Origin of the sequence: Carboxylicivirga litoralis (genome assembly GCF_025499605.1) — a bacterium.
GTDB classification, from domain to species: domain Bacteria; phylum Bacteroidota; class Bacteroidia; order Bacteroidales; family Marinilabiliaceae; genus Carboxylicivirga; species Carboxylicivirga litoralis.
Genome location: NZ_JAFMVC010000024.1, coordinates 43,120 through 66,137 on the forward strand (window position 1 = coordinate 43,120; position 23,018 = coordinate 66,137).

At 40.3% G+C, this 23,018-nt stretch carries 16 protein-coding genes; 9 read left to right on the plus strand and 7 right to left on the minus strand.

The features are described from left to right. Positions 1-29: 29 nt before the first annotated feature. Positions 30-890, minus strand: a complete 861-nt coding sequence (locus tag J1N10_RS17220; RefSeq protein WP_143302693.1) for a sigma-70 family RNA polymerase sigma factor — start codon at positions 888-890, stop codon at positions 30-32. A gap of 81 nt (positions 891-971) precedes the next feature. Then, positions 972-2,447 carry a Do family serine endopeptidase gene (locus J1N10_RS17225; RefSeq protein WP_262327975.1) on the minus strand — a complete coding sequence of 492 codons (1,476 nt, stop codon included), beginning with the start codon at positions 2,445-2,447 and terminating at the stop codon, positions 972-974. Between the two features lie 267 nt (positions 2,448-2,714). Between J1N10_RS17225 and dapF the strand changes: the two genes are divergently transcribed. Continuing rightward, entirely contained in the window at positions 2,715-3,500 is a 786-nt protein-coding gene (gene dapF, locus J1N10_RS17230; RefSeq protein WP_262327976.1) for a diaminopimelate epimerase, read from the plus strand. Positions 3,501-3,557: 57 nt separating this feature from the next. Here dapF and J1N10_RS17235 read toward each other — a convergent pair whose 3' ends face one another. Next, complete coding sequence (locus J1N10_RS17235; RefSeq protein WP_262327977.1) at positions 3,558-5,765, minus strand: bifunctional alpha,alpha-trehalose-phosphate synthase (UDP-forming)/trehalose-phosphatase; 2,208 nt, start codon at positions 5,763-5,765, stop codon at positions 3,558-3,560. A 251-nt stretch (positions 5,766-6,016) separates the two neighbouring features. Between J1N10_RS17235 and J1N10_RS17240 the strand changes: the two genes are divergently transcribed. Then, complete coding sequence (locus J1N10_RS17240; protein WP_262327978.1) at positions 6,017-7,828, plus strand: glycoside hydrolase family 15 protein; 1,812 nt, start codon at positions 6,017-6,019, stop codon at positions 7,826-7,828. Between the two features lie 71 nt (positions 7,829-7,899). On the opposite strand, the gene J1N10_RS17245 is transcribed toward J1N10_RS17240, so the two are convergent. Further along, a complete protein-coding gene (locus J1N10_RS17245; RefSeq protein ID WP_262327979.1) occupies positions 7,900-8,406 on the minus strand; it encodes a ferritin in 507 nt (168 codons plus the stop codon). 223 nt (positions 8,407-8,629) lie between these two features. Between J1N10_RS17245 and accC the strand changes: the two genes are divergently transcribed. Genes accC through J1N10_RS17260 form a run of 3 tightly spaced genes read left to right on the plus strand, consistent with a single transcriptional unit; the run spans position 8,630 to position 12,217 of the window. After that, positions 8,630-10,144, plus strand: a complete 1,515-nt coding sequence (gene accC / locus J1N10_RS17250) for an acetyl-CoA carboxylase biotin carboxylase subunit (RefSeq protein ID WP_262327980.1) — start codon at positions 8,630-8,632, stop codon at positions 10,142-10,144. 10 nt (positions 10,145-10,154) lie between these two features. Next, entirely contained in the window at positions 10,155-10,661 is a 507-nt protein-coding gene (locus J1N10_RS17255; protein WP_262327981.1) for an acyl-CoA carboxylase biotin carboxyl carrier protein subunit, read from the plus strand. Between the two features lie 17 nt (positions 10,662-10,678). Continuing rightward, a complete protein-coding gene (locus J1N10_RS17260; protein WP_262327982.1) occupies positions 10,679-12,217 on the plus strand; it encodes an acyl-CoA carboxylase subunit beta in 1,539 nt (512 codons plus the stop codon). Between the two features lie 49 nt (positions 12,218-12,266). Here the strand turns inward: J1N10_RS17260 and J1N10_RS17265 are convergent, their stop codons facing one another. Further along, complete coding sequence (locus J1N10_RS17265) at positions 12,267-12,836, minus strand: ExbD/TolR family protein (protein ID WP_262327983.1); 570 nt, start codon at positions 12,834-12,836, stop codon at positions 12,267-12,269. Between the two features lie 393 nt (positions 12,837-13,229). On the opposite strand from J1N10_RS17265, the gene J1N10_RS17270 reads away from it, so the two are divergent. The 4 genes from J1N10_RS17270 to J1N10_RS17285 all read left to right on the plus strand — a co-directional run bounded on the left by J1N10_RS17270 (position 13,230) and on the right by J1N10_RS17285 (position 19,894). After that, positions 13,230-14,708 (plus strand): alpha-L-fucosidase, encoded by a 1,479-nt coding sequence (locus J1N10_RS17270; protein WP_262327984.1) that lies wholly within the window; start codon positions 13,230-13,232, stop codon positions 14,706-14,708. A gap of 165 nt (positions 14,709-14,873) precedes the next feature. Next, positions 14,874-16,178, plus strand: a complete 1,305-nt coding sequence (locus J1N10_RS17275; RefSeq protein WP_262327985.1) for a BNR repeat-containing protein — start codon at positions 14,874-14,876, stop codon at positions 16,176-16,178. A 26-nt stretch (positions 16,179-16,204) separates the two neighbouring features. After that, positions 16,205-18,622: a glycoside hydrolase family 3 N-terminal domain-containing protein gene (locus J1N10_RS17280; protein WP_262327986.1), complete on the plus strand. Its 2,418-nt coding sequence runs from the start codon at positions 16,205-16,207 to the stop codon at positions 18,620-18,622. Between the two features lie 42 nt (positions 18,623-18,664). Beyond that, positions 18,665-19,894: a DUF4995 domain-containing protein gene (locus J1N10_RS17285; RefSeq protein WP_262327987.1), complete on the plus strand. Its 1,230-nt coding sequence runs from the start codon at positions 18,665-18,667 to the stop codon at positions 19,892-19,894. Positions 19,895-20,209: 315 nt separating this feature from the next. On the opposite strand, the gene J1N10_RS17290 is transcribed toward J1N10_RS17285, so the two are convergent. Beyond that, complete coding sequence (locus tag J1N10_RS17290; RefSeq protein ID WP_262327988.1) at positions 20,210-21,670, minus strand: sulfatase; 1,461 nt, start codon at positions 21,668-21,670, stop codon at positions 20,210-20,212. Between the two features lie 219 nt (positions 21,671-21,889). Then, a complete protein-coding gene (locus tag J1N10_RS17295; RefSeq protein ID WP_316044944.1) occupies positions 21,890-22,960 on the minus strand; it encodes a sulfatase/phosphatase domain-containing protein in 1,071 nt (356 codons plus the stop codon). Between the last annotated feature and the right edge of the window lie 58 nt (positions 22,961-23,018).

Here is a 23,018-nt window from a genome sequence, read left to right on the forward strand (position 1 = left end):
AAGGCTTTCATATATAAGTTTAATAAAATCTATCCCAGATAAGACTTTAACAGTTTACTTCTTGATGTGTGACGCAAACGACGAATCGCTTTTTCTTTAATCTGACGCACACGCTCACGGGTTAAACCAAAACGTTCACCAATCTCTTCCAATGTCATTTCCTGACAACCAATACCGAAGAATAATTTAATGATATCACTTTCGCGCTCTGTTAAAGTAGCTAAAGCTCTTTCAATCTCGCGAGCCAACGATTCATTAATCAATGATTTATCGGCATTAGGCGAATCACTGTTCACTAAAACATCCAATAAACTATTGTCTTCGCCTTCAACAAATGGTGCATCCACTGAAATATGACGACCAGAAACACGCATGGTATCAGCCACTTTCTCAGCAGGCAACTCTAACTTATCCGCTAGTTCTTCAGGAGATGGCTTACGCTCATTTTCCTGCTCAAACTTTGAATAAGCCTTGTTGATTTTATTTAGAGAACCTACCTGGTTAAGCGGCAAGCGCACAATACGAGACTGCTCAGCCAATGCCTGCAGAATAGACTGACGAATCCACCAAACCGCATACGAAATAAATTTAAAACCTCTTGTTTCATCAAATTTCTCCGCAGCTTTAATCAAACCCAGGTTTCCCTCATTGATTAAGTCAGGTAAGCTCAATCCTTGATTCTGATACTGTTTCGCAACAGATACAACGAAACGAAGGTTGGCTCTTGTCAGCTTTTCTAAAGCAATCTGATCACCTTTTTTGATACGCTGAGCTAACTCTACTTCTTCCTCAACAGAAATTAGTTCTTCTCGTCCAATTTCCTGTAAGTATTTATCAAGAGAGGCGCTTTCGCGGTTAGTAATCGACTTTGTTATCTTGAGTTGTCTCATATTCCGTAAAAAAAATCCGGCACAAAAGTACTACATTTTCCTTATTTTTCCAACCTTTCGTGCCTTTAAGTCGAAAAACGTTTAATCATTTAAATTCACAGCATAATAGACCACGCGACCGTTTGGATAAATACCCGTTAGGAAAATTCCATCTTCAGCCTCGCTAACAGCAGTCTTAAAATCATCAATGGTTTTAATTGGCACACTATTAACTTTGGTAATAATGTATCCTTCTTTCACACCACTCTGACGCAAACTACCATTTCCTACCTCTACAACTTGTATGCCATAACGCACTCCTAAACGACGTAAATCATTCGAAGATACAGCTTCCAAGCTTGCTCCTAGTGTTTCATCAAATGTATTGGAAGATATAATTCCGGTTGTTCCGCGTATATTACGTAAAGTCACCTCAAAAGGTTTCTGTTTTCCATTTCTTACTACGATTAAATTTATTTTCTCACCAGGACGATGCATACTAACGCGCTCTTGTAATTCAGGAACCGAATTAACAGCCTCTCCGTTAACTGATAATATAATATCACCGGCTTTTAATCCTGCCTCTTCTGCCCCACCATCAGGAGCAACGCTTCCAATGAATACGCCTTCTATTTTTTCGATGGTCACACCTAATTCATCCGCCAACTCATCAGGCACATTATTTACTTCAATAATACTTACTCCCAATAAACCACGTTGCACTTCACCAAATTCCATCAAATCGGCTACTACCTTTTTGGTGATTGTCACGGGCACTGCGAATGAATAGCCAGTAAACGAACCTGTACGAGATGCAATAGCGGTATTAATTCCTACTAATTCTCCCCGATGATTCACCAATGCGCCACCACTATTGCCCGGATTGACTGCCGCATCGGTTTGAATAAATGACTCAACCCCCAACGTTTGATTCTGGTTGGCAATAATATTGATACTACGGGCTTTGGCACTAACAATACCAGCCGTAACCGTTGAAGTCAAATTAAACGGATTACCAACTGCCAATACCCATTCTCCAACTTTTAAATCATCTGAATTTCCATAAGGAACAAACGGCAATTCATCAGCTTCTATTTTTATCAAAGCAATATCTGATGTTGGGTCAGCTCCTACCAATGTAGCAGAAAAGGTACGACGGTCATTTAGTGTAACTTCAATTTCTTCAGCATTATCAATGACATGATTATTTGTAACAATGTATCCATCTTTCGTTAGAATAACACCAGAACCAGCCCCCATCACAGGCTGTGGTTGTTGACGATAACCACTACCAGGACCAAAGAAGAAATCATAAAATGGATTTCCGGAATAAACATCTTTACCTCGACTGCGCGTTTTGACGTGTACCACTGCATGTACACTTCGTTCAGCTGCTACTGTTAAGTCGGGCAAACCGGCTTGCACCAGCGTTGAAGCAAACTGTCCGACAGCAGGGACCTCTTCTTGAATCGTGATTATTTTTGGTTCACTTTTATTAATATGTGAATAAACATAGACGCCTGTCACTGCACTTATCACAGCGATTGCAAATGTGTAAAATACTTTTTTTGCATTCATACTTAAACTGTTTTATAAGTTATTGTTAGGTATTATCTGATACTAATCAATATACTACTTGTATTCAGATTTTAACAAATTTTAAATCGCGATATTGAAATATACAAAAACTAAACAATCAAAAATGATACCTCATTACGACTTTAACGTGACCTTAACGTTTTTTTGCCAAACTTTAAGGATATTCTGCCATATCAGCGTACTTTTGTAAGCAAAACACGACGATTTGTCTTTTGTTTATTTCAATCATCGAACAAAACACTTAAAATGAGCAGGATTGAATTCTTTAAATACCAGGGAGCCGGTAATGATTTTATAATTATCGACAATCGAGATAGGCAGTTTAATGGTGACAACATCAGCTTAATCAAAAAACTATGTGACAGGCGATTTGGTATTGGCGGTGATGGTTTAATGCTATTGGAAAATCATTCTGATATGGATTTTACCATGCGCTACTTTAATGCTGATGGCCGTGAAGCATCTATGTGTGGCAATGGTGGACGTTGCATAGCAGCTTTTGCAGTTCATCAGGGCATTATTGAAACACCTGACAATTTTACTTTTATGGCTGTTGATGGCGAACATCAAGCTTCCTATAACGATGGAACTGTCAATCTAAAGATGATTGATGTTGATACAATTTCAATTCAGCCCAATCATACCTTCCTTGATACTGGTTCGCCTCACCATGTCGAATTTGTTGATAAGATCGAACAATTGGATGTTTATAAATTAGGTAAGGAAGTAAGGTACTCAGAGCACTATGCCCCTGACGGTACAAATGTTAATTTCGTTCAGTTCAAAGATTTGAATAACATCAAAGTGCGCACCTACGAGCGTGGTGTGGAAGATGAAACACTTGCCTGTGGTACAGGCGTTGTTGCCAGTGCCATTTCTGCTCACCTCAAAAAACCTGAATATAACCAATTCAATATTGAAGTATTAGGTGGTAACCTGAAAGTTACTTTTGATACTGAGAATAGGCAATTTAAAAACATCTGGCTCGAAGGCCCGGCAACATTTGTATTCAAGGGAAGTATTGAAATGTAAAAATTGGATAGAAGATTAATACATCAAAAAAGGCGCTCCATGGAGCGCCTTTCGTATTTATTCACCTAAACTCTTCAAAAACTTCCTGACGGCACCGACCGATTCCAGTTTAAAATTAGCACTGGTTCGCTGAATACCAACTTTAACGGTTATCGCTTCTGAAGGTAATTCCTTGAACATATATTCGTCAGTCCAATCATCGCCCATGGCCATCAGATAATCGAATTGCTCATTATTAATAAACTGATTAGCTGCAATCCCCTTATTGATTCCACCACTCTTCACTTCAATAACCTTACTACCTTCCATAATCTCCAGGTTAAGATTTCCAACCAGGTCAAGCAGTTCGTCTTTTAACTCATTTGCCCTAATTAAGCTCTGCTCTGGTTCTGCCTTACGATAGTGCCACACGAGCGAATAATTCTTTTCTTCGATAAATGAACCAGGTGTGCGGTCAACAAATCGCTCCAGGACAGGACGAATAATTGGCATCCATTCATTATTTACTTTAGTTAGCGTCTGCCACTCTTCTCCATGCTTACGCAACCAAACACCATGCTCACAAATAAGATTTATAGGCACATCGGCGAACCATTTCTCTAGTGTATAACGGTCGCGTCCACTAATAATAGTCACCGTATTTTTCTTATCAGCAATTAAACGATTAAGAATATCGTATAACTCTTTGTTAGGCGTTGCTTCTTGCGGATTTTTATGAAATGACGTCAAAGTACCGTCATAATCAAGGAAGATGGCCCGCTTTTTAGCCTTCTTGTATTTGGCATTTATTTCATTAAATACACTCGAAGAAATCTTTTTAACCAAGAACTCTTTCTGAATCTTTTTTACTTTTTCTAAAGATTCCACAAACTCACCGGCCCACTTAAACACAGAATAGCGCTGGATCCGTTCTTGCAGATATCCCATTCGCTCCTTTTGCTCTTCTAAAGGCATGGTTAAAGCACGATGTAGAGCTTCTGCAATTTCATCTTCATTGATTGGGTTAATGGTAATGGCCTCTCCCATTTCTTTAGACACACCCGCCATTTCACTCAATACAATTACACCTGTTTGATTACCACGAGATGCCACATACTCTTTAGCCACCAGGTTCATACCATCGCGCAATGGCGTAATAAGTGCCACATCCGACATATTGTACAATTCTACCAGATTTTCGAATGGCATAGCACGGTAAAAATACCAAACCGGTGTGTAGTTAATGTTACCATAGGTACCGTTGATGTTACCCACCAATTCATCCACTTCCTTCTTTAGCATCATGTACTCATCAACATTACCACGGCTAGGCACAGCTAACATCACCAAAGTCACTTTACCATGGAATTCAGGATAGCGTTCCATAAATTTTCGGAAAGCTTTAAGACGTTGTGGTATTCCTTTGGTATAGTCCAGGCGGTCAATCGACAGAATTAAACGTCTGTCGGGCGATGTCATAAAGTATTTTTCCAGTTCTTTATGTAAATCAGAACGCTCCTGAATGGTTTTCTGCATCACTGCTGCCGATGTCTTTTGGAACTTTTCATAATCAATGCCCATCGGGAACGAATCAGCTTTAATAATTCGGTCTTCAGCATGAATTTCATTAAAGGCTATTTCGTAGCCATATAGGCGACGCACAGAACTTAGGAAGTGACGTTCGTAATCGTAGATATGAAAGCCTAATAAGTCGGAACCTAACATACCTTTTAACAACTCCATTCGCCAGGGGAGAATGCGGAACACTTCGTAGGAGGGGAAAGGAATATGCAAAAAGAATCCAACTGTTACATTGGGTTTCACCGACTTAATCATTTCCGGCACCAACAACAACTGATAATCGTGCACCCAAACCGTATCCCCATCTTCAGCTACTTCCAACACACGATCGGCAAATCGTTGATTGACGCGCTTGTAGGTTTCCCAGTTTTCGGGAGAATAATCCACATACTGAGTGAAATAGTGAAATAAAGGCCACACCGTTTTATTACTAAAACCTTCGTAGTATTCTAGAATTTCCTGTTCACTCAATGGTACAGTAACACAGCTTTTGTCTAACAACAGCTCATCAACAGTTTTAGATTCTTCATTAGTTAAATCGTCAGAATTTATTCCCGACCAACCAATCCATTTACCCCCAAACTCAGTATAAACCGACTTCATTCCGGTAGCTAATCCTCCAACGCTTTCAATTAAACTGTATTTATCATTTTCTTTTACCAGGCTATAAGGCAATCTATTAGCCACAATATGCAATTTCGACATAGGCTTATTTTTGATTATTTTTTACAATAGGATCAAGTACAAAAACACAAAGCTTCCTGGCTGCCGTTCAGACACATAGCTTTATGCACTATTTTATTATCAAATGATTTTACAAAAGAAAACCTCAAATAGTAGTATTATTGAAAAAATACCTTTTTTTTTGCACTATTAAGCAAATATACATCTTTATAGATTATATCATTGTTTGAGAAAAAGAAGTTTTTATTAGATTTTCATAAGTTAATTTGCGTATGAAGAACCTTGATTACGGTATCATTGGAAACTGCCGGAGTGCAGCGTTGGTTTCTAAAACCGGTTCGGTTGAGTGGTTATGTCTCCCGCATTTTGCCTCACCATCAACATTTGCCAAAATTCTGGATGATGAAAAAGGCGGTTTCTTTAGTGTAAGGCCTATAGAAGAATATGAAACTGAGCAATTCTATATCGCTCGCACCAACATTTTAGTAACCAAGTTCATTTGTGCTTCCGGGGTGTTTGAGCTTCACGATTTTATGCCACGCTACCGTAATGAAGACGGTGTTTATTACACCCCACCAGATATTGTTCGTTATATCAAACATATTTCTGGTTCGGTTGATGTTGTCATCAATTTTGAGCCTAAACTGGAATATGCCCAGCCTAATACAACCATAGATGTTGAAGAGGAATATATAAAAGCTTATACGACTAATGGCGAGTATGATTCTATTTACTTGTATTCGTCTTTCAATAAAAAGAGCATAAAAGAGAAGTTGCCGGTTACCATTAAGCAAAACGAATATTTGCTATTGAGTTATAACCAAAAACTGCTCCAACAGTCAACCAATCGCTCATACCTTAAGCATCAGCGCACCAAAGTATACTGGCTAAACTGGTCTGATAAAACGACGAGCTTTAAGAAATACGAGAAGGAAATAAATCGCAGTGCATTAACGCTAAAATTGCTTAACTACCAGAAGTCGGGCGCTATTTTAGCAGCACTAACCACCTCATTACCCGAAACAATTGGCGAAGTTCGCAATTGGGATTACCGTTTCTGCTGGATTCGTGATGCCTCTATGGTTGTAAAGATTATGACGCAATTAGGTCATGAACGAATTGCTGAGCGTTACATGAATTTCATTATCTCTTTAATGCCAGACAAAGGTGAGAAAATGCAAATCATGTATGGTATTCATGGTGAGAAAAACCTGCACGAAATTGAGCTTAAACATTTAGCTGGTTACGAAGGAAGTAAACCTGTAAGAATTGGTAATGCCGCCTATGTTCAAAAACAAAACGACATCTATGGTATTTTGATGGATGTGATGTTGCAGTATTTTGAACTATTTAAAACAACCCTTGGCAATAGCGAAGACATTTGGACCATTGTAAGAAACATTGTTAAAGTTGTTGATGAAAACTGGCAGGAGCCTGATAAAGGGATCTGGGAGATCAGAAGCGAAGGCAAACATTTCACCTTTAGTAAAGTGCTATGCTGGGTAGCCATTGACAGAGCTCAAAAAATTGCTCGTCTGCTAAAACGCGATGATTATGCCAACGAGTGGCAAGAATTGGAAGAGAAAATTGCTGCCGATATTCACAAAAATGCCTGGTCTGAAGAGAAGCATACCTTTACACAATCGTATGGTTCGAATGATTTAGATGCAGCAGTGCTACTAATGGAATCGTATGGATTTATTAGTGCTGATGATCAACGCTATAAAAAAACAGTTCTTGCGATTAAGAAAGAACTGGAGCACGATGGCCTAATGTATCGATACAAGAATGAGGATGATTTTGGTGAGCCACAGTCGGCCTTTACCATCTGCTCGTTCTGGTTAATTAATAGTTTATACAAAATTGGTTTAAAAGATGAGGCCACACGTAAATTCGAGACTTTATTATCCTACTCAAACCATTTAGGTTTGTTTAGTGAAGATTTGGATTTTAAAACACGTCGTTTGTTGGGTAATTTCCCACAAGCCTACTCACATTTAGCCATTATTGAAACAGCTATAACTTTAGCCGGTGACGAAATTTCGAAAGAGCAGCAAATAATGACTTCTATCCGTAGAAAATAAAAAGTACTTACCCTATAAAATACGAAAGCCGGCAAAAAGCCGGCTTTCGTATTTTATAATATTTTGTCCAATTATTCGGCACTTGCAGGTGCTTGTCCACGCATACCCATAATATCACGGTCAAACATATACAAATTGTGATCTCCTAATAAATTCAGCTTATCATTAATAGCAGCTACTGAAGCTTCTTCTTCGATTTGTTCAGTTACAAACCACTGAATCCAATTGTGTGTCGTAAAATCTTTTTCTTCTAAACACACCCCTACAATACCACTAATTAATTCGGTAACGTACTGTTCGTGTTCATATACCTTGGCAAACACTGCTTTAATGTCCTTAAAATCTGCAGGAGGCTGCTCAATTGAAGGGATAATAGCCTTTCCTCCTCGTTCGTTTACATACTTGATAAACTTCATCATATGCAAGCGCTCTTCTTCTGCCTGAGCATATAACCAGTTGGCCGTCCCTTCATAACCATTTGTATCGGCCCAAACAGCCATTGCCAAATATAGATTAGATGAATACGCTTCTTTTTCGATCTGATTAATCAGTATTTCTTCTACTTTTTTCTTAAGCATAACAGTCAATATTAAGTTATAAAACAAAGATACATATATTAACCCACCAACATAAGCAGGTGTTTAGTGTCATTCTTATTTATACCGATTCCAAACAAAATCTTCAATCCGTTTGGTAGTTTGGCAAAAAACGTCATTTTTGCATATCGGATTTTAAGGTCTTTTAGTATTTGTTTAAACATTTTGACTTTTAATTTTTTATAAATGAAATCTTTATTCCATTATGATTAAAAAAGTATTAGTTGCCAACCGAGGTGAAATAGCCGTTCGTGTGATGCGATCATGTCGTGAAATGGGCATCAAATCGGTAGCCATTTTTTCAGAAGCCGATCGCACAGCCAAGCACGTCAGGTATGCAGATGAAGCCTATTGTGTAGGCCCTGCTCCTTCCACAGAAAGTTACCTGAACATTAATAAAATCATCGACGTCGCTATTACCAGCAAGGTAGATGCCATCCACCCGGGCTATGGTTTCTTATCCGAAAATGCTCATTTTGCTGAAGAAGTTGACAAAGCAGGAATAATCTTCATTGGCCCCTCCATTCATGCCATTAACACTATGGGCGATAAATTAACGGCTCGTCAATTGATGATAGACTCGAACGTCCCAGTTGTTCCAGGCACTAAAGAAAATATTGAAGACCCGAATAAACTGAAAGAAACAGCCGCACAGATTGGTTATCCAATTATGCTTAAGGCCAGTGCCGGAGGTGGTGGAAAGGGCATGAGACTGGTACGCGAAGAAAAAGAATTGACTAATGCCTATGAAATGGCAAAATCTGAAGCACGTTCGGCGTTTGGTGACGATGCCGTTTATATTGAAAAATATATTGAAGGTCCACACCATATCGAGTTTCAAATAATGGCCGACCAGCACGGTAATTATGTACACTTATTTGAGCGCGAATGTTCGGTGCAACGACGTCACCAAAAAGTTATTGAAGAAACCCCTTCCCCGTTGATGACACCCGAATTACGCAAAAAAATGGGTGAGCAAGCTATCGCAGCTGCAAAATCGGTGAATTATATTGGAGCTGGCACGGTTGAGTTTCTGGTTGATAACAACCTCGACTTCTACTTTTTAGAAATGAATACTCGCCTGCAAGTAGAGCATCCGATTACAGAACGAACAACTGGCGTTGACCTGGTTAAAGCTCAAATCAATGTGGCTAATGGTCTTCCATTAGACTTTAAACAAGAAGACTTGCGTCAAAATGGACATGCTATTGAATGTCGCATATATGCCGAAGACCATAAAAACAATTTCATGCCTTGTCCTGGTGTGGTTAAAAACATTACCGAACCAATGGGATTAGGAATACGAACCGATGGATACGTATACGAAGGCTATGAAATTCCTTTCCACTACGATCCAATGATTTCTAAATTAATCTCTTGGGCGCCAAGTCGTCAAGAAGCTATTGAACGTATGAAACGTGCCTTGTATGAATACAAAATAACAGGTGTAAAAACGTCTATTCCTTTTGTATCACGAATTATGGAAGCAAACGATTTTATAGAAGGTAATTATGACACACACTTTATTGAGAAGCATATGGATTTTCTGATGACAGAGGAAGATGACTGTTCAGACTATTGTGAAGACATTGCCCTGTTTGTTGCTTATCTTGATTACAATGAAAAACTTCGTGAAGCCGCTGATAAATCAAATGTGGCTACACCAAACCAATCGGCCTGGAAAGAATATTCACGTCGTAAAAATGTAATTCGCTACTAAATCAGCTAATATGCCAATAGAACTAAAAATAGATTCTCGCCGTGCCCGGATAAAAATCCTCGAACATAATGGCACTCAATACAAAGTAGATATTGACAATCGCATCTATGACCTTGACTTAGTCAAAGTAGAGTCTGATGCTTATTCAATTTTACTCAATGGTCAGTCCGTTAATATGGAGATGATTCAAGGTGAAGACCTCAATCATTATAAAGTCAACACCATCAATAATTATTACGAAATAGAAGTGATAGATGCTGCAACGCGTTATCGCAATGCCTCTAAGTCGTCACTTGATTCGGGTAGTAATGTTATTTCTACACCAATGCCAGGTAAAATTGTCAAAATCCCGGTTAAGGTTGGTGACCAGGTAGAAAAAGGTCAGACAGTAATTATTGTATCAGCTATGAAAATGGAAAGTGAATACAAATCAGCTGTTGACGGTGAAGTCAAGTGCGTTCATGTTGCCGAGGGCGATGCTGTCGAAGGAAATCAGCCATTAATTGAAATTGAATAACCTGTAAATCAGAAACGATGCAAAGTTTAGAAGAAAAATATAAAAAGTTTGAAGCTCGCAACAAGAAAGCCGAAGCCGGTGGTGGTGAAGCGCGTATTGAAAAGCAACACAAGGGTGGTAAATTAACAGCAAGAGAACGGATTGAGCTATTTTTAGATGCCGGTACTTTTGTTGAGCTGGATAAATTAATGAAACACCAATGCCATAATTTTGGGATGGAAAAAACCCAATTTCCTGGCGATGGTTTCATAACCGGCTATGGTAAAGTTGATGGTCGACTGGTTTATGTATTTGCTCAGGATTTTACGGTGTTTGGTGGTTCTTTGAGTCGTACCAATGCCGATAAAATCATTAAAATATCGAAATTAGCACTTAAGATGGGAGCTCCTCTTATTGGCTTGAATGATTCCGGTGGGGCACGCATCCAAGAAGGTGTGCAAAGCCTGGCCGGTTATGGCGACATATTCTTTCTGAATGTCAAGTCATCAGGTGTTATACCACAGATATCTGCCATCATGGGACCGTGTGCGGGTGGAGCAGTCTACTCTCCTGCCCTCACTGACTTCATTTTTATGGTGAAAGATACCAGTTACATGTTTGTAACAGGTCCTGATGTAATTAAAACCGTTACTCACGAAGAAGTCACCAAAGAAGAGTTAGGCGGTGCCATGACACACAATGCCAAAAGTGGTGTGGCTCATTTTATGGGCGATGACGATGAACATACCTTGATGATGATTCGTGAGCTCTTGAGTTTTTTACCTTCTAATAACATGGAAGATCCTCCCGTTCTGCCAACAACGGATGATATCAAACGCGAAAGTGAAGAGCTGCAGGAATTAATACCGGCCGATCCCAATAAACCATACGACATGCACGATATCATTGGCAAAGTGGTGGATAACCAACACTTCTTTGAAGTCATGCCGCACTATGCGCAGAACATCATTACTGGGTTTGGTCGCATGGCTGGTCGAACAGTTGGTGTTGTGGCCAACCAGCCCAACTACCTCGCTGGGGTGCTCGACATTGAATCTTCAGCAAAGGGTGCACGTTTTGTTCGCTTCTGCGATGCCTTTAATATTCCGGTGGTTACTTTTGTTGATGTTCCTGGCTTTTTACCGGGCACCGTTCAGGAGTATGGCGGAATTATTAAACATGGGGCTAAACTACTGTATGCTTACGCCGAAGCTACTGTACCAAAAATAACGGTCATCACACGCAAAGCCTATGGTGGCGCTTATGATGTTATGGCGTCCAAGCATCTAGCGGCCGATATTAACTTTGCGTATCCAACAGCTGAAATTGCGGTGATGGGACCAGAAGGAGCTGTCAACATTATTTTCAGAGGCGAAACCGATGAAATTGCTAAAGCAGAAAAAGTAGATCATTATCGTGAAAACTTTGCAAACCCATATCGTGCAGCTGAACTGGGCTATATTGACGAAATTATTTTACCCAAAGAAACGCGCTTTAAATTGATACAAGCATTAGAGATGTCTCAAAATAAGAGTGAGGCCAATCCACCTAAAAAACACGGAAATATTCCGTTATAAATACTGAAAAGAAGCCAGTTTATTAATAACTGGCTTCTCTATTTTATAATTACCGGCTTGATATCTTAACTGGTTCAGCCTCTGAAATCAACTTCGGGCAAGCCTCACGAATAGCGGCTCTCTCTTGCGAAGTTAAATCACTAAAGGCATTACCAAATTTTCGTAAAGCCATTTCATTCCTCATTTCATTGAATGCACGCACGATTTCATTTTGAACCATCAGGTAGGTCTGATATTCTGTATCATTGGCCGTTTGTAATGATATAATACCTTTACTCACTTCCATGATGCCTAATAAACTAATATCCTTCATTTCTTTAGCCGATAAATTGACCTTATTTGAAGGATTTAATATAAATTCTTTAGTGGCCTCAGTTAAAAAGTTCAACTTCATTGGTCGTTTCTCTACCAATAATTGATTATCCGAATTCACCAAAATCTCAAACACATTACGATCGTTTTTTGGTGGTGCATCAATGTCTTCGATATATGGAGGAAGAACAGTTCCCAAGCCTAAATCTGAATCCATAGTTGTAGTAACCAAAAAGAAAATTAACAGAAGGAAGGCGATATCTGCCATTGAGCCAGCATTGAGCTCTTTAATTTGTCTACGTGTCATAACCTATCATTTAAAGATGAATATTAAATGACCCTGCACTGTATGACTTCGAACATTTACACTGTTAATTTACAATTATTTTTTAAAATAACGGTGCTATAAAAAATAACATGTCTACTTTTATTTCTTTTAAACCCTCCAACCGTTAAACCGATGCCGCCAAATTCAAATAACTGCTAAAAAAAAAGAAGCATGATACTCCTTTTTAAACTTCTATTTCATTACTCATTAACCATTTGCTAATAGATTCTATACACTTCATCATCTAATATTGAGAAAAACTCAATTAACAAATAGCAATTATAAACATCTGTACACCAATTAGTAATTTTGACAGTGTTTCTTTACTAAATCTTTAGTTTTCTTTAAATATCCTAAAATCAAATAAATAAGATGACTTTTAAATTCAATCATTACCTCACTGTGTATATCATACTCACGTTGTTGTATTCGTTGACTACAAATACCTCTGCGCAGGAAGAAAAACAGAAATACTACCCTGAATCAGATCCGCTGGTTCTTGAGAAGCTGGAGCACTGGCAAGATTTAAAGTTTGGGCTGATGATGCACTGGGGCATCTATTCGCAATGGGGCATCATCGAATCATGGTCCGTTTGTGGCGAAGATGAGGAATGGATTAAACGCTTTCGTAACAACGACAACTACGAACAATACAAAAAAGATTACTGGAACCTGCAAACCACCTTTAATCCAGTAAAATTCGCACCCGAAAAATGGACTAAAGCGGCAAAAAAAGCCGGAATGAAATACGTTGTGTTCACCACCAAGCACCACGATGGTTTTGCCATGTATGACACAAAATATTCCGATTTCAAAATTACGTCACCCAATACGCCTTTCTATACCAACAAAAAAGCGGATGTCACTAAAGAGATCTTCAAAGAGTTCTCGAAAGAAGGTTTTATGATAGGTGCTTATTTCTCTAAGCCCGATTGGCATTCTCCCTATTTTTGGACCCCAGACAATGCCACCGCCGACCGCAATCCGAACTATTCAATTGAACGCTACCCTGAGCGCTGGAACCAATTCGTTGAATACACCCATAACCAGGTGGATGAGCTTATGACTAACTATGGACAAATCGATATTCTATGGTTAGATGGCGGCTGGGTGCAACCTTATACTGAACAAGAGCTATGGGCCTATCGCAGCATGAAAGGCTTCAAACAATTTAACCTACAGAGTCAGGATTTAAAAATGAGTGAATTGGCCAGAAAGGCGCGAATCAAACAACCGGGCTTAATTGTGGTTGATCGCGCTGTAGAAGGGCCTAACCAAAATTACATCACCCCTGAAAACCGAGTGCCTGATAAAGCACTGCTAGTGCCTTGGGAATCCTGTTTGACGGGTGCGATTGATGGCTGGTCATGGCGTGACATTAAGCAATACAAATCCACCCAACAGATCGTTCACACCCTGGTTGATGTCGTATCCAAAGGAGGAAACCTGCTACTTAATATTGCACCGGATCCTAACGGCGAATGGGACGCGGAAGCCTTTAATCTTCTGGATGAAGTAGGTGAATGGATGGACCTTAACAGTGAAGCTATTTACTTCACAAGGCCACTAGCTCCTTACAAGGAAGGAAAAGTAGCATTAACGCAAAACAGACATAACAACACCATCTATGCCATCTACCTGGCAGACGAAAATGAAGAAGTAATGCCTTCCGAAATTTGGATGTCAACCTTTCAGCCAGATGAGCAGGCAAGCATCACACTACTTGGCTTTAAAGAACCACTTAAATGGCAAAAAGTTGGAACAGGTTTTAAAGTGATTATACCTAAGGATGCTCAAAAGAATCCTCCTTGCAAGCATGCCTGGGTGTTTAAAATAAGTACACAAAAATGATGATTCACATTATAAATTCATTACGCCATATTATCACTATGACAATACCGTTAAACGGAAGTTGACGATAACAAGCGTACTCAGAATAGTGTAGATGTAAATTTTAATATAAGCCAAGTAAAATCATCGATGAAGAATTTAAATCACCTAAACAAAATAGTTACAATGAAAAGCTTAATATTCACGGCTTGTATATTTCTTGTATTGACTACAATGAATGGACAAGAAAAAGAAATAAAGACACTAACATCCGATGGTGCCTGGTGTTGGTTCAGTAGTCCACGTGCCATCTATCGTCACAACGGCAAACCCGAAATTGTAACTGGCTGGATCACCAAAGACGGAGCACTTGAAGCAGGGCTGCTTAACCTAAAAAACAAGACCTCTCAAACACAAACCATTACTCCTAAGTTAGAAAAAGATGATCATGCAAATCCGGCATTTACAGAGTTATCTGATAAAGACGTACTAATGGTATATACCAAACACTACGATCACAAGGTACGCATTAACCGCTTATCCGTAGATGAAACAAAACTAAACTTCTCCGAAACAAAAGAACACGACATCTACGATGAGGCTGAACTCAAAAAATACCCCTACAAACGCGTAACGTATGCCAACCCTTTTATGCTGTCAAAAGAAAATAACCGCATATACTGTTTTGGCAGGTGGACTGGATATAAGCCCAATATTACATGGTCCGACGACGCTGGCGAGTCATTCGTAAAAAGCAAGGTATTCATAACAAACATCCCGTATGACGGCAACAACCGCCCTTATGTATTGTATTACTCCGATGGAAAATCAAAAATTCATATTCTGTTTACAGATGGACACCCACGAAATGAACCAACCAACTCGGTATACTATGCTTGTTATGAGAAAGGTGCTTTCTGGCGGGCTGATGCAACAAAAATATGTGACATGAATAACATCCCTTTTGAACCCAAAGATGCAACGGTAATCTATCAGGCTGATGAAGAAAATGGCAGAGCCTGGATATATGATATTGGTACCAATAAAAGAGGACACCCGGTGGTGTTATACGCCCGCTACCCCTATGAATCAAGCCATTTATATCATTATGCAGTATATAATGGTCAAAAATGGATTGACAACCAAATTTGCGACGCAGGCGGATGGTTCCCTCAAACCCCAGAAGGAAAGAAAGAGCCAGAACCACACTATTCTGCCGGCATGAGTCTAAATCCGGTTAAAACCAACACAGTCTATTTATCACGCAAGATTAATGGTGTGTTTGAAATTGAGAAACGTACCACGCACGATAACGGACTCACCTGGGACATTGAGGCCATCACCGAAAACTCTGAATTTGACAATGTAAGGCCAGTTGTACCCAAAAACATGAAGAGACGAGATACGCCGGTTGTGCTATGGATGACCAATAAAAAATACATCCACTACACTAATTATGAAACACAGATTAACTACCTAATAGATAAGTAAGCAGTACTAATGGTAAAACACACCCTATGAAAGTTAATTATCTACCAATATTAATTATAGCAGCATTGATGGCTTTAGGCTGGACTTCTAAATCGAATAAACCGCAAGCTAGCAGTACAGTTAAGACCATTTACCATAAAAAATGGATTGACTTCAACAAAAATGGGCAAAAGGACATCTACGAAGACCCAAGTCTGTCAATAGAGTCACGTGTGGAAGATTTACTTTCTCAAATGACCATGGAGGAAAAAACCTGCCAGATGGTGACACTTTACGGCTATGGACGAGTAGCCAAAGATGAACTACCAACGTCAGGCTGGAAACAGGAGCTTTGGAAAGATGGCCTTGGTAATATTGATGAAGCATCCAACGGTGTTTCATCAAAAGCTCAATATGCTTATCCACATAGTAAGCATGTGTGGGCACTAAATGAGATTCAGAAGTTTTTTGTTGAAGAAACACGACTTGGCATACCGGTGGAATTCACCAACGAAGGTATCCGTGGCTTGAACCACATTAAAGCAACCTCATTTCCAGCTCAGATTGGTATTGGTTGTACCTGGAACAAAGATCTGGTTCATCAAATTGGCAAATGTATTGGCAGCGAAGGTTACGCTTTAGGCTACAACAACATCTATTCACCGGTGCTTGATGTGGCACGCGATCAACGCTGGGGGCGAATCGTAGAGAGTTTTGGCGAAGATCCCTTCCTGGTTTCGGAGTATGGCATCAACCTGGTGAATGGATTGAAATCACAAGGTGTTGTTAGCACGCTGAAACATTTCGCCGTTTACTCCGCTCCCAAAGGCGGGCGCGACGGCAATGTACGTCTCGACCCACACATTGCACCACGTGAGATGCACCAAATCTATTTGTATCCATTTAAACGCACCATTCAGGAGTCGGAAGTATTGGGCATTATGAGTTCCTACAACGACTACGATGGCATACCTGTTTCGGCAAGTCCGTATTTTTTAACTGACCTGCTGCGTCAGCAATACGGTTTCAAAGGCTATGTGGTATCCGACAGCGATGCGGTCATCTGGATTTACAGCCGACACAAAGTTGCCGACACGTACAAAGAAGCCGTTCGTCAGTCGGTAGAAGCAGGCCTGAATGTGCGTACCACCTTTAATCATCCCGAAAATTTTGTCAATCCCTTGCGCGAACTGATTAATGACAAACAACTATCAATGGAGGTAATTAACCAGCGTGTCAAGGACGTCTTGTATGTGAAGTTCAGAGAAGGGTTATTCGATGCGCCTTACCGCGATGAGAAAAAAGTTGATGATATTGTTCGTTCTGAAGCCCATTTAAACCTAGCATTAAAGACCTCGCGTGAGTCCATCGTTTTACTAAAGAACGAGAACAGCGCCCTTCCTCTTAACAGAGACCAAATAAGTAAGATTTTGGTGTGTGGCCCCAATGCAAACGCTAAGAAGAGCTCTATCAGCCGATACGGGGCTTTGGGCGTAGATATTATTTCTCCACTGGAAGGCATTCGTGCATATGCCAAGGATAAGATGGATGTTGATTACGCTTTAGGCTGTGAAATAGTTGACAAGGAATGGCCTTACTCTGAGATACTACCTCAGTCAATAACATCAGAAGAACAAAGCTTAATTGACGAAGCTGTGAATAAAGCACAATCGGCCGATGTAATCATAGCAGTATTAGGGGAAGATGAACGCATGGTTGGCGAAAACCTTTCCCGCACCTCGTTGGATTTGCCGGGTCGTCAGAATCAACTGCTAAAAGCATTGATAGAAACTGGAAAACCGGTTATTACGGTGCTAATCAACGGTCGTCCTTTATCTGTTAACTATGCCGATAAGCACAGCAAAGCCATACTAACGGCCTGGTTTCCGGGTGAATTTGGCGGACAAGCGCTGGCCGATGTACTGTTTGGCGAATACAATCCGGGAGGCAAACTATCAACAACCTGGCCAGCTACAGTTGGTCAGATACCCATCAACTTCCCCTACAAACCGTTCTCGCAAGCAGGTCAATTTCAGAAAGGGCCTCATGGCACAGGCAAAAGCCGTATTGTGGCTCCATTATATCCCTTCGGACATGGACTGTCATACTCTAACTTCACCTACTCTAACCTTCAGGTTGACAACCAAATGACCACAACAAAAGGCGAAGTAACAATCAGTTTCGAAATTACCAACGATAGTGACTATGCCGGCGATGAAGTGCCTCAACTCTATTTTGAGGATACCTACAGCTCGGTCATCACCTACCAATGGCAATTGCGAGGGTTTGACCGCATACACCTTGCTCCTGGAGAAACCAGGCAGATTAGCTTTACGCTCAAACCTGAGCATCTGACGCTGCTAAATAACGAAATGCAGGAAGTAACGGAGCCTGGCCTATTCAATATAGCCATCGGTGCTTCATCACAGGACATCCGTTTGAAAGGGGAATTTACAATTGAATAATCAACAGAAATTATTCGACAATCAGATCCATAAAGAATCATTATGAAACAACTATTTATCCTATTTGCAGCAATTATTTTAATCGTGTTACAAAGCTGTTGTAACACCGACAAAGCATTTATTGAAGACAATGTACAATTTGCCGAACAGCAATTAAATAATGCTGTGAATGCCATTGAAAAAGACGGCAAGTTTCCGCGTTCCATTAAAAAGGACAGGACAGTAGGTTTTGTTGGCGCCTACGACTGGACAAGTGGTTTTTTTCCGGGAAGCTTGTGGTATTTGTACGAGCTAAGCGGCAACGAACAGTGGAAGCAGGAAGCTCAACGCACCACACATTGGCTGGAAAAAATACAACATTTCACAGGTAACCACGATATTGGATTTATGCTCAGCTGTAGTTATGGGAATGGCTTTCGTCTAACCAACAACCCTGATTACCAAACGATTCTCATCAATGGTGCAGAGTCTTTAAGCACACGCTATGACAGCATCACAAAGGTCATTCGCTCTTGGGATTTTAAAGGAGGGACCAAAGATGGTCACGTCTGGCAGTATCCTGTTATTATCGACAATATGATGAACCTCGAATTACTCTTCCTGGCTAGTGACTTCTCTGGTAATGAGAAGTATCGCAACATCGCTATTCAACATGCTAACACCACCATTAAAAATCACTTCAGAGATGACTTTAGCACCTACCATGTGGTCGATTACGATACAATTTCAGGAGCAATAAGGGGTCGCTACACACATCAGGGCCTCTCACATGAATCCTCATGGGCCAGAGGACAGGCCTGGGGTCTTTATGGTTACACCATGTGTGCCCGCGAAACTGGTGATGCCAGTTTTCTACAACAGGCCGAGCACATCGCTGATTACATCATGCATCACCCCAACCTGCCCGCTGATAAAGTACCACTATGGGATTATCATGCTAAGGACACGACTTTTTATCCGACATGGATTGAGAAGCTGCCTCCTTTAACTGAAGCATGGCGCGATGCATCGGCCGCCACCATTACCTGTGCGGCGCTATTCGACCTTAGTCAGTTAAGTGAAACAAAAGGTGCTGACTACTACCAGTTTGCTGAACGGCTTCTACACAATCTGAGCCAGCACTACCGTTCAACTAGTAACAAGTATTTTGTTTTGGAGCACAGTGTTGGTAACCTGCCATCGAATTCGGAGGTTGATGTGCCGATTAACTATGCCGATTATTACTACCTCGAAGCATTGGTGAAATTCAAAAATCTGACATCAAGCAAATAGTCGTATCAAAGGAGGGTCGACGCCCTCCTTACTTTCTAGAAACTGTTTAAGTTTTATCCATATTTCTATCTGCTTCGATTTTTTTACTAGTTCCACCTAAATCACAGGTGACACCCTGTACAACTGATTACAAACTGGAGCAATCAATTAATTATACCAAATGTATTACAAAATGACCCTTGATCATTTTGCTAATTACATTGGTTAATGCCGATACATTATCAAAGTGACTTTTAAAGCGAAGCGCTATAAAGGCGCATTTTGATTAGTAAACGGTATTAGGTGATTGAATTTAGAGTTATTATCACTCAATAATTATTTATCAATTACTTTCATATATGCATTTACTTCCTTACGCCAATTTTCCAAACGCTTTAATAAAATTCCAACCCTCTCAGTCTTTACATCCGCTATATTATTTTGCTCCTCTAAATCAATTGATAAATCATATAACTCCACTCGTTTTTCATCATAAAAATCAATGAGCTTATAATTATCAAGCCTGATAGCTGAGCAGTTTATATCGCCTGTTGCATGCGGTCGGCTGACCGGTGAGTGCCAAAAGATAGCCCTGTCAGAATACTGTTGCTCATTCTCTTTAATGGCAGGAACAAAGCTTCTTCCATCTTTATGAGCTTCAGGCAACAAATCAGCACCTGCCATCTCAAGCATAGTTGGAAAAAAGTCAGTACCGATAATGACACTGCTATTTATGAAACCTGCTTCGGTAATACCAGGCCAGCTAACGATCATGGGTTCACGCACGCCACCCTCGTACAAATGCCCTTTTCCGGCATGCAGTGGTTGATTAGATGTAGCCACCCGGCGTGGATTAAAACCCCTGTTTGACAAACCTCCATTATCTGAGAAAAAGATGACAATTGTATTCTCTGTTTCTCCCATCTCATCAACAGTATTCAGAAGACGCCCTAAACTTTCATCCATGCTGTATATTAAAGCGGCATATTCTGGATCGTTTTGATGCATTTTGGTAGTTCCGGTTCCTTCTTTTATAAATGGTTCTCCCTCATAACTCATGTTTTTTAGTTTCTGCTTAAACTTCTTCACGTACTCGGGTTTACCGTGCAAAGGTTCATGTACTGCATAATGCGACACAAAAGCAAAAAATGGTTGTTCCGGTTTAGTGGCATGCTGCTGCTTCAACCAGTCAATGGTTTTATCTGTTAAATGATCCGTAAGGTATTGACCTTCTACCCCATCTTCCAATCCATGAATGGGTGCTTTTTTACCTTTTTGTTTCCCTTCGTTGTAGGGGTAAAAATAAGAAATTGGTGAACCGGCATGGCCACCGGCAATATTAACATCAAAACCAACATCCAGAGGCATGGTGCCCGATGTTGCTAAATGCCATTTACCAACAAATAGTGTAGCATAACCAGCATCTTTAAGCGCTGATGCAATGGTTTGTTCATCCGCTTTTAGTTTACCTTCATCACCCGGGCGAACATTCAGCTTCCCCTCTCCCGGCCCTGGTATTTGCGCTCGGGCAGGGTATTTACCCGTTATAATGGAGTAACGTGACGGTACACAACGTGGATGAGTAGCATACGCATCAGTAAAAACCATCCCATCCTGTGCTAACTGGTCAATATTTGGCGTTTCGTAAAACTGCGACCCATTGTAGCCAACATCGGCCCAACCTAAATCATCGGCCAGAAAGAAAATGATATTGGGTGCCTTCTTTTCTTTCGGAACTTGACATGCATTTAAAAAGCTTACTGATAAAACCAGAAATAGTATTTTAGTTAATCGCATAAGAAAGATGTAAAAATCGAGTTTGTCTCCAATATTTTACTTCCCTTAGAAATCTATAGTTTTCAAGTGGAAGAGTTATAATAGTTTTAAAAAATACCACTAAGACACCAAGAAAACTAAATTTAACTTTTAGTGTTCTTCGAGTCTTAGTGGTTATGCTTTATCATTTATAATTCTGATGGTAATTTTTCTAACTTCTGAAAAAGGTTGATCTCATAATTAATATTGATTCGGATGACGGTAGTCGCCATAAGGATTTTTCACTGTTCGTTTTAATGGAATATTCATTCCGTGCGTTTCCTCAAGCCAGTCATATAAATCGGATGCCAGTTGCTTAGCTACATCCGCATATTCAGGCTGACCCATCAGGTTATATTGCTCATCCGGATCGTTAATGATATCATACAGTTCGTTCTGATCCCAGATACCCTGGTAGCGCATGTATTTATACTGGTCGGTGCGCACCCCAAATACTGTTGGTGTCATCGGGAAATCATATTCCCAGAAGTATTCATAATACACCCGCTCACGCCAGCCTTCTTCATTCCCCTCTAATAATTGAATCATTGACTTACCCGGCATATAATCCGGTTTCTTAACTCCCGCACATTCGAAAATGGTTGGTGCCACATCCACATTTTGCACCATGCGCTCAATGTTTTTACCTCCTTCAAATATTTCCGGGCAACGAATTAACATGGGTACCTTCACCGATTCTTCGTAGAAATGGCGCTTATCGATTAAACCATGCTCACCCCAGCTAAATCCATTGTCGCCCATGTATATAACCATGGTAGACTCATCCAACCCATTAGCTCGTAACCATTCCATAACCGAACCAATACTCTCATCAACACCCAAAAGCGTCTCACAGTATTTCTGCAGGTTCTCATCGAAGGTGCCGTTTTTACCATGATACATGTAATCAACACCATGCCAGCTATGACGCTGCTGCTTCACCCATTCAGGCCATTTCAAATCTTTATAATCATCGTCAATGGTTTGCGAATATGTGGCCGGTTTGTCAATCGTTTTCCCATCATACACCCCATCGTGGCGCTTGGCGGGTTTAAATAAAGCATGTACGGCCTTGTGTGACAGGTACATGAAGAATGGTTTTTCTTTGTCGCGGTTATCCAACCATTCCAAAGCATGTTCTGTCAGCAAATCAGTGATATAAGTATCCTCATCGTACTGAACGCGTTCGCCGTTAATATTCAGGTTGGGTGCATAATAATCACCTTGCCCCTTGAATGGAAAAAACGCTGAAGTTGACCACCTCTTAACGATTTAAATTGACCAGGTCTAACGAACGAAATTGACCACCCTTTGACGCTCCAAAGTGACC

Coding starts and splice junctions, on each gene's coding strand:
- J1N10_RS17275 (WP_262327985.1), top strand. CDS start 14,874: ATGAAAAGCTTAATATTCACGGCTTGTATATTTCTTGTATTGACTACA.
- J1N10_RS17270 (WP_262327984.1), top strand. CDS start 13,230: ATGACTTTTAAATTCAATCATTACCTCACTGTGTATATCATACTCACG.
- J1N10_RS17235 (WP_262327977.1), bottom strand. CDS start 5,765: ATGTCGAAATTGCATATTGTGGCTAATAGATTGCCTTATAGCCTGGTA.
- accC (WP_262327980.1), top strand. CDS start 8,630: ATGATTAAAAAAGTATTAGTTGCCAACCGAGGTGAAATAGCCGTTCGT.
- J1N10_RS17280 (WP_262327986.1), top strand. CDS start 16,205: ATGAAAGTTAATTATCTACCAATATTAATTATAGCAGCATTGATGGCT.
- J1N10_RS17265 (WP_262327983.1), bottom strand. CDS start 12,836: ATGACACGTAGACAAATTAAAGAGCTCAATGCTGGCTCAATGGCAGAT.
- J1N10_RS17255 (WP_262327981.1), top strand. CDS start 10,155: ATGCCAATAGAACTAAAAATAGATTCTCGCCGTGCCCGGATAAAAATC.
- dapF (WP_262327976.1), top strand. CDS start 2,715: ATGAGCAGGATTGAATTCTTTAAATACCAGGGAGCCGGTAATGATTTT.
- J1N10_RS17245 (WP_262327979.1), bottom strand. CDS start 8,406: ATGCTTAAGAAAAAAGTAGAAGAAATACTGATTAATCAGATCGAAAAA.
- J1N10_RS17290 (WP_262327988.1), bottom strand. CDS start 21,670: ATGCGATTAACTAAAATACTATTTCTGGTTTTATCAGTAAGCTTTTTA.
- J1N10_RS17260 (WP_262327982.1), top strand. CDS start 10,679: ATGCAAAGTTTAGAAGAAAAATATAAAAAGTTTGAAGCTCGCAACAAG.
- J1N10_RS17285 (WP_262327987.1), top strand. CDS start 18,665: ATGAAACAACTATTTATCCTATTTGCAGCAATTATTTTAATCGTGTTA.
- J1N10_RS17225 (WP_262327975.1), bottom strand. CDS start 2,447: ATGAATGCAAAAAAAGTATTTTACACATTTGCAATCGCTGTGATAAGT.
- J1N10_RS17220 (WP_143302693.1), bottom strand. CDS start 890: ATGAGACAACTCAAGATAACAAAGTCGATTACTAACCGCGAAAGCGCC.
- J1N10_RS17240 (WP_262327978.1), top strand. CDS start 6,017: ATGAAGAACCTTGATTACGGTATCATTGGAAACTGCCGGAGTGCAGCG.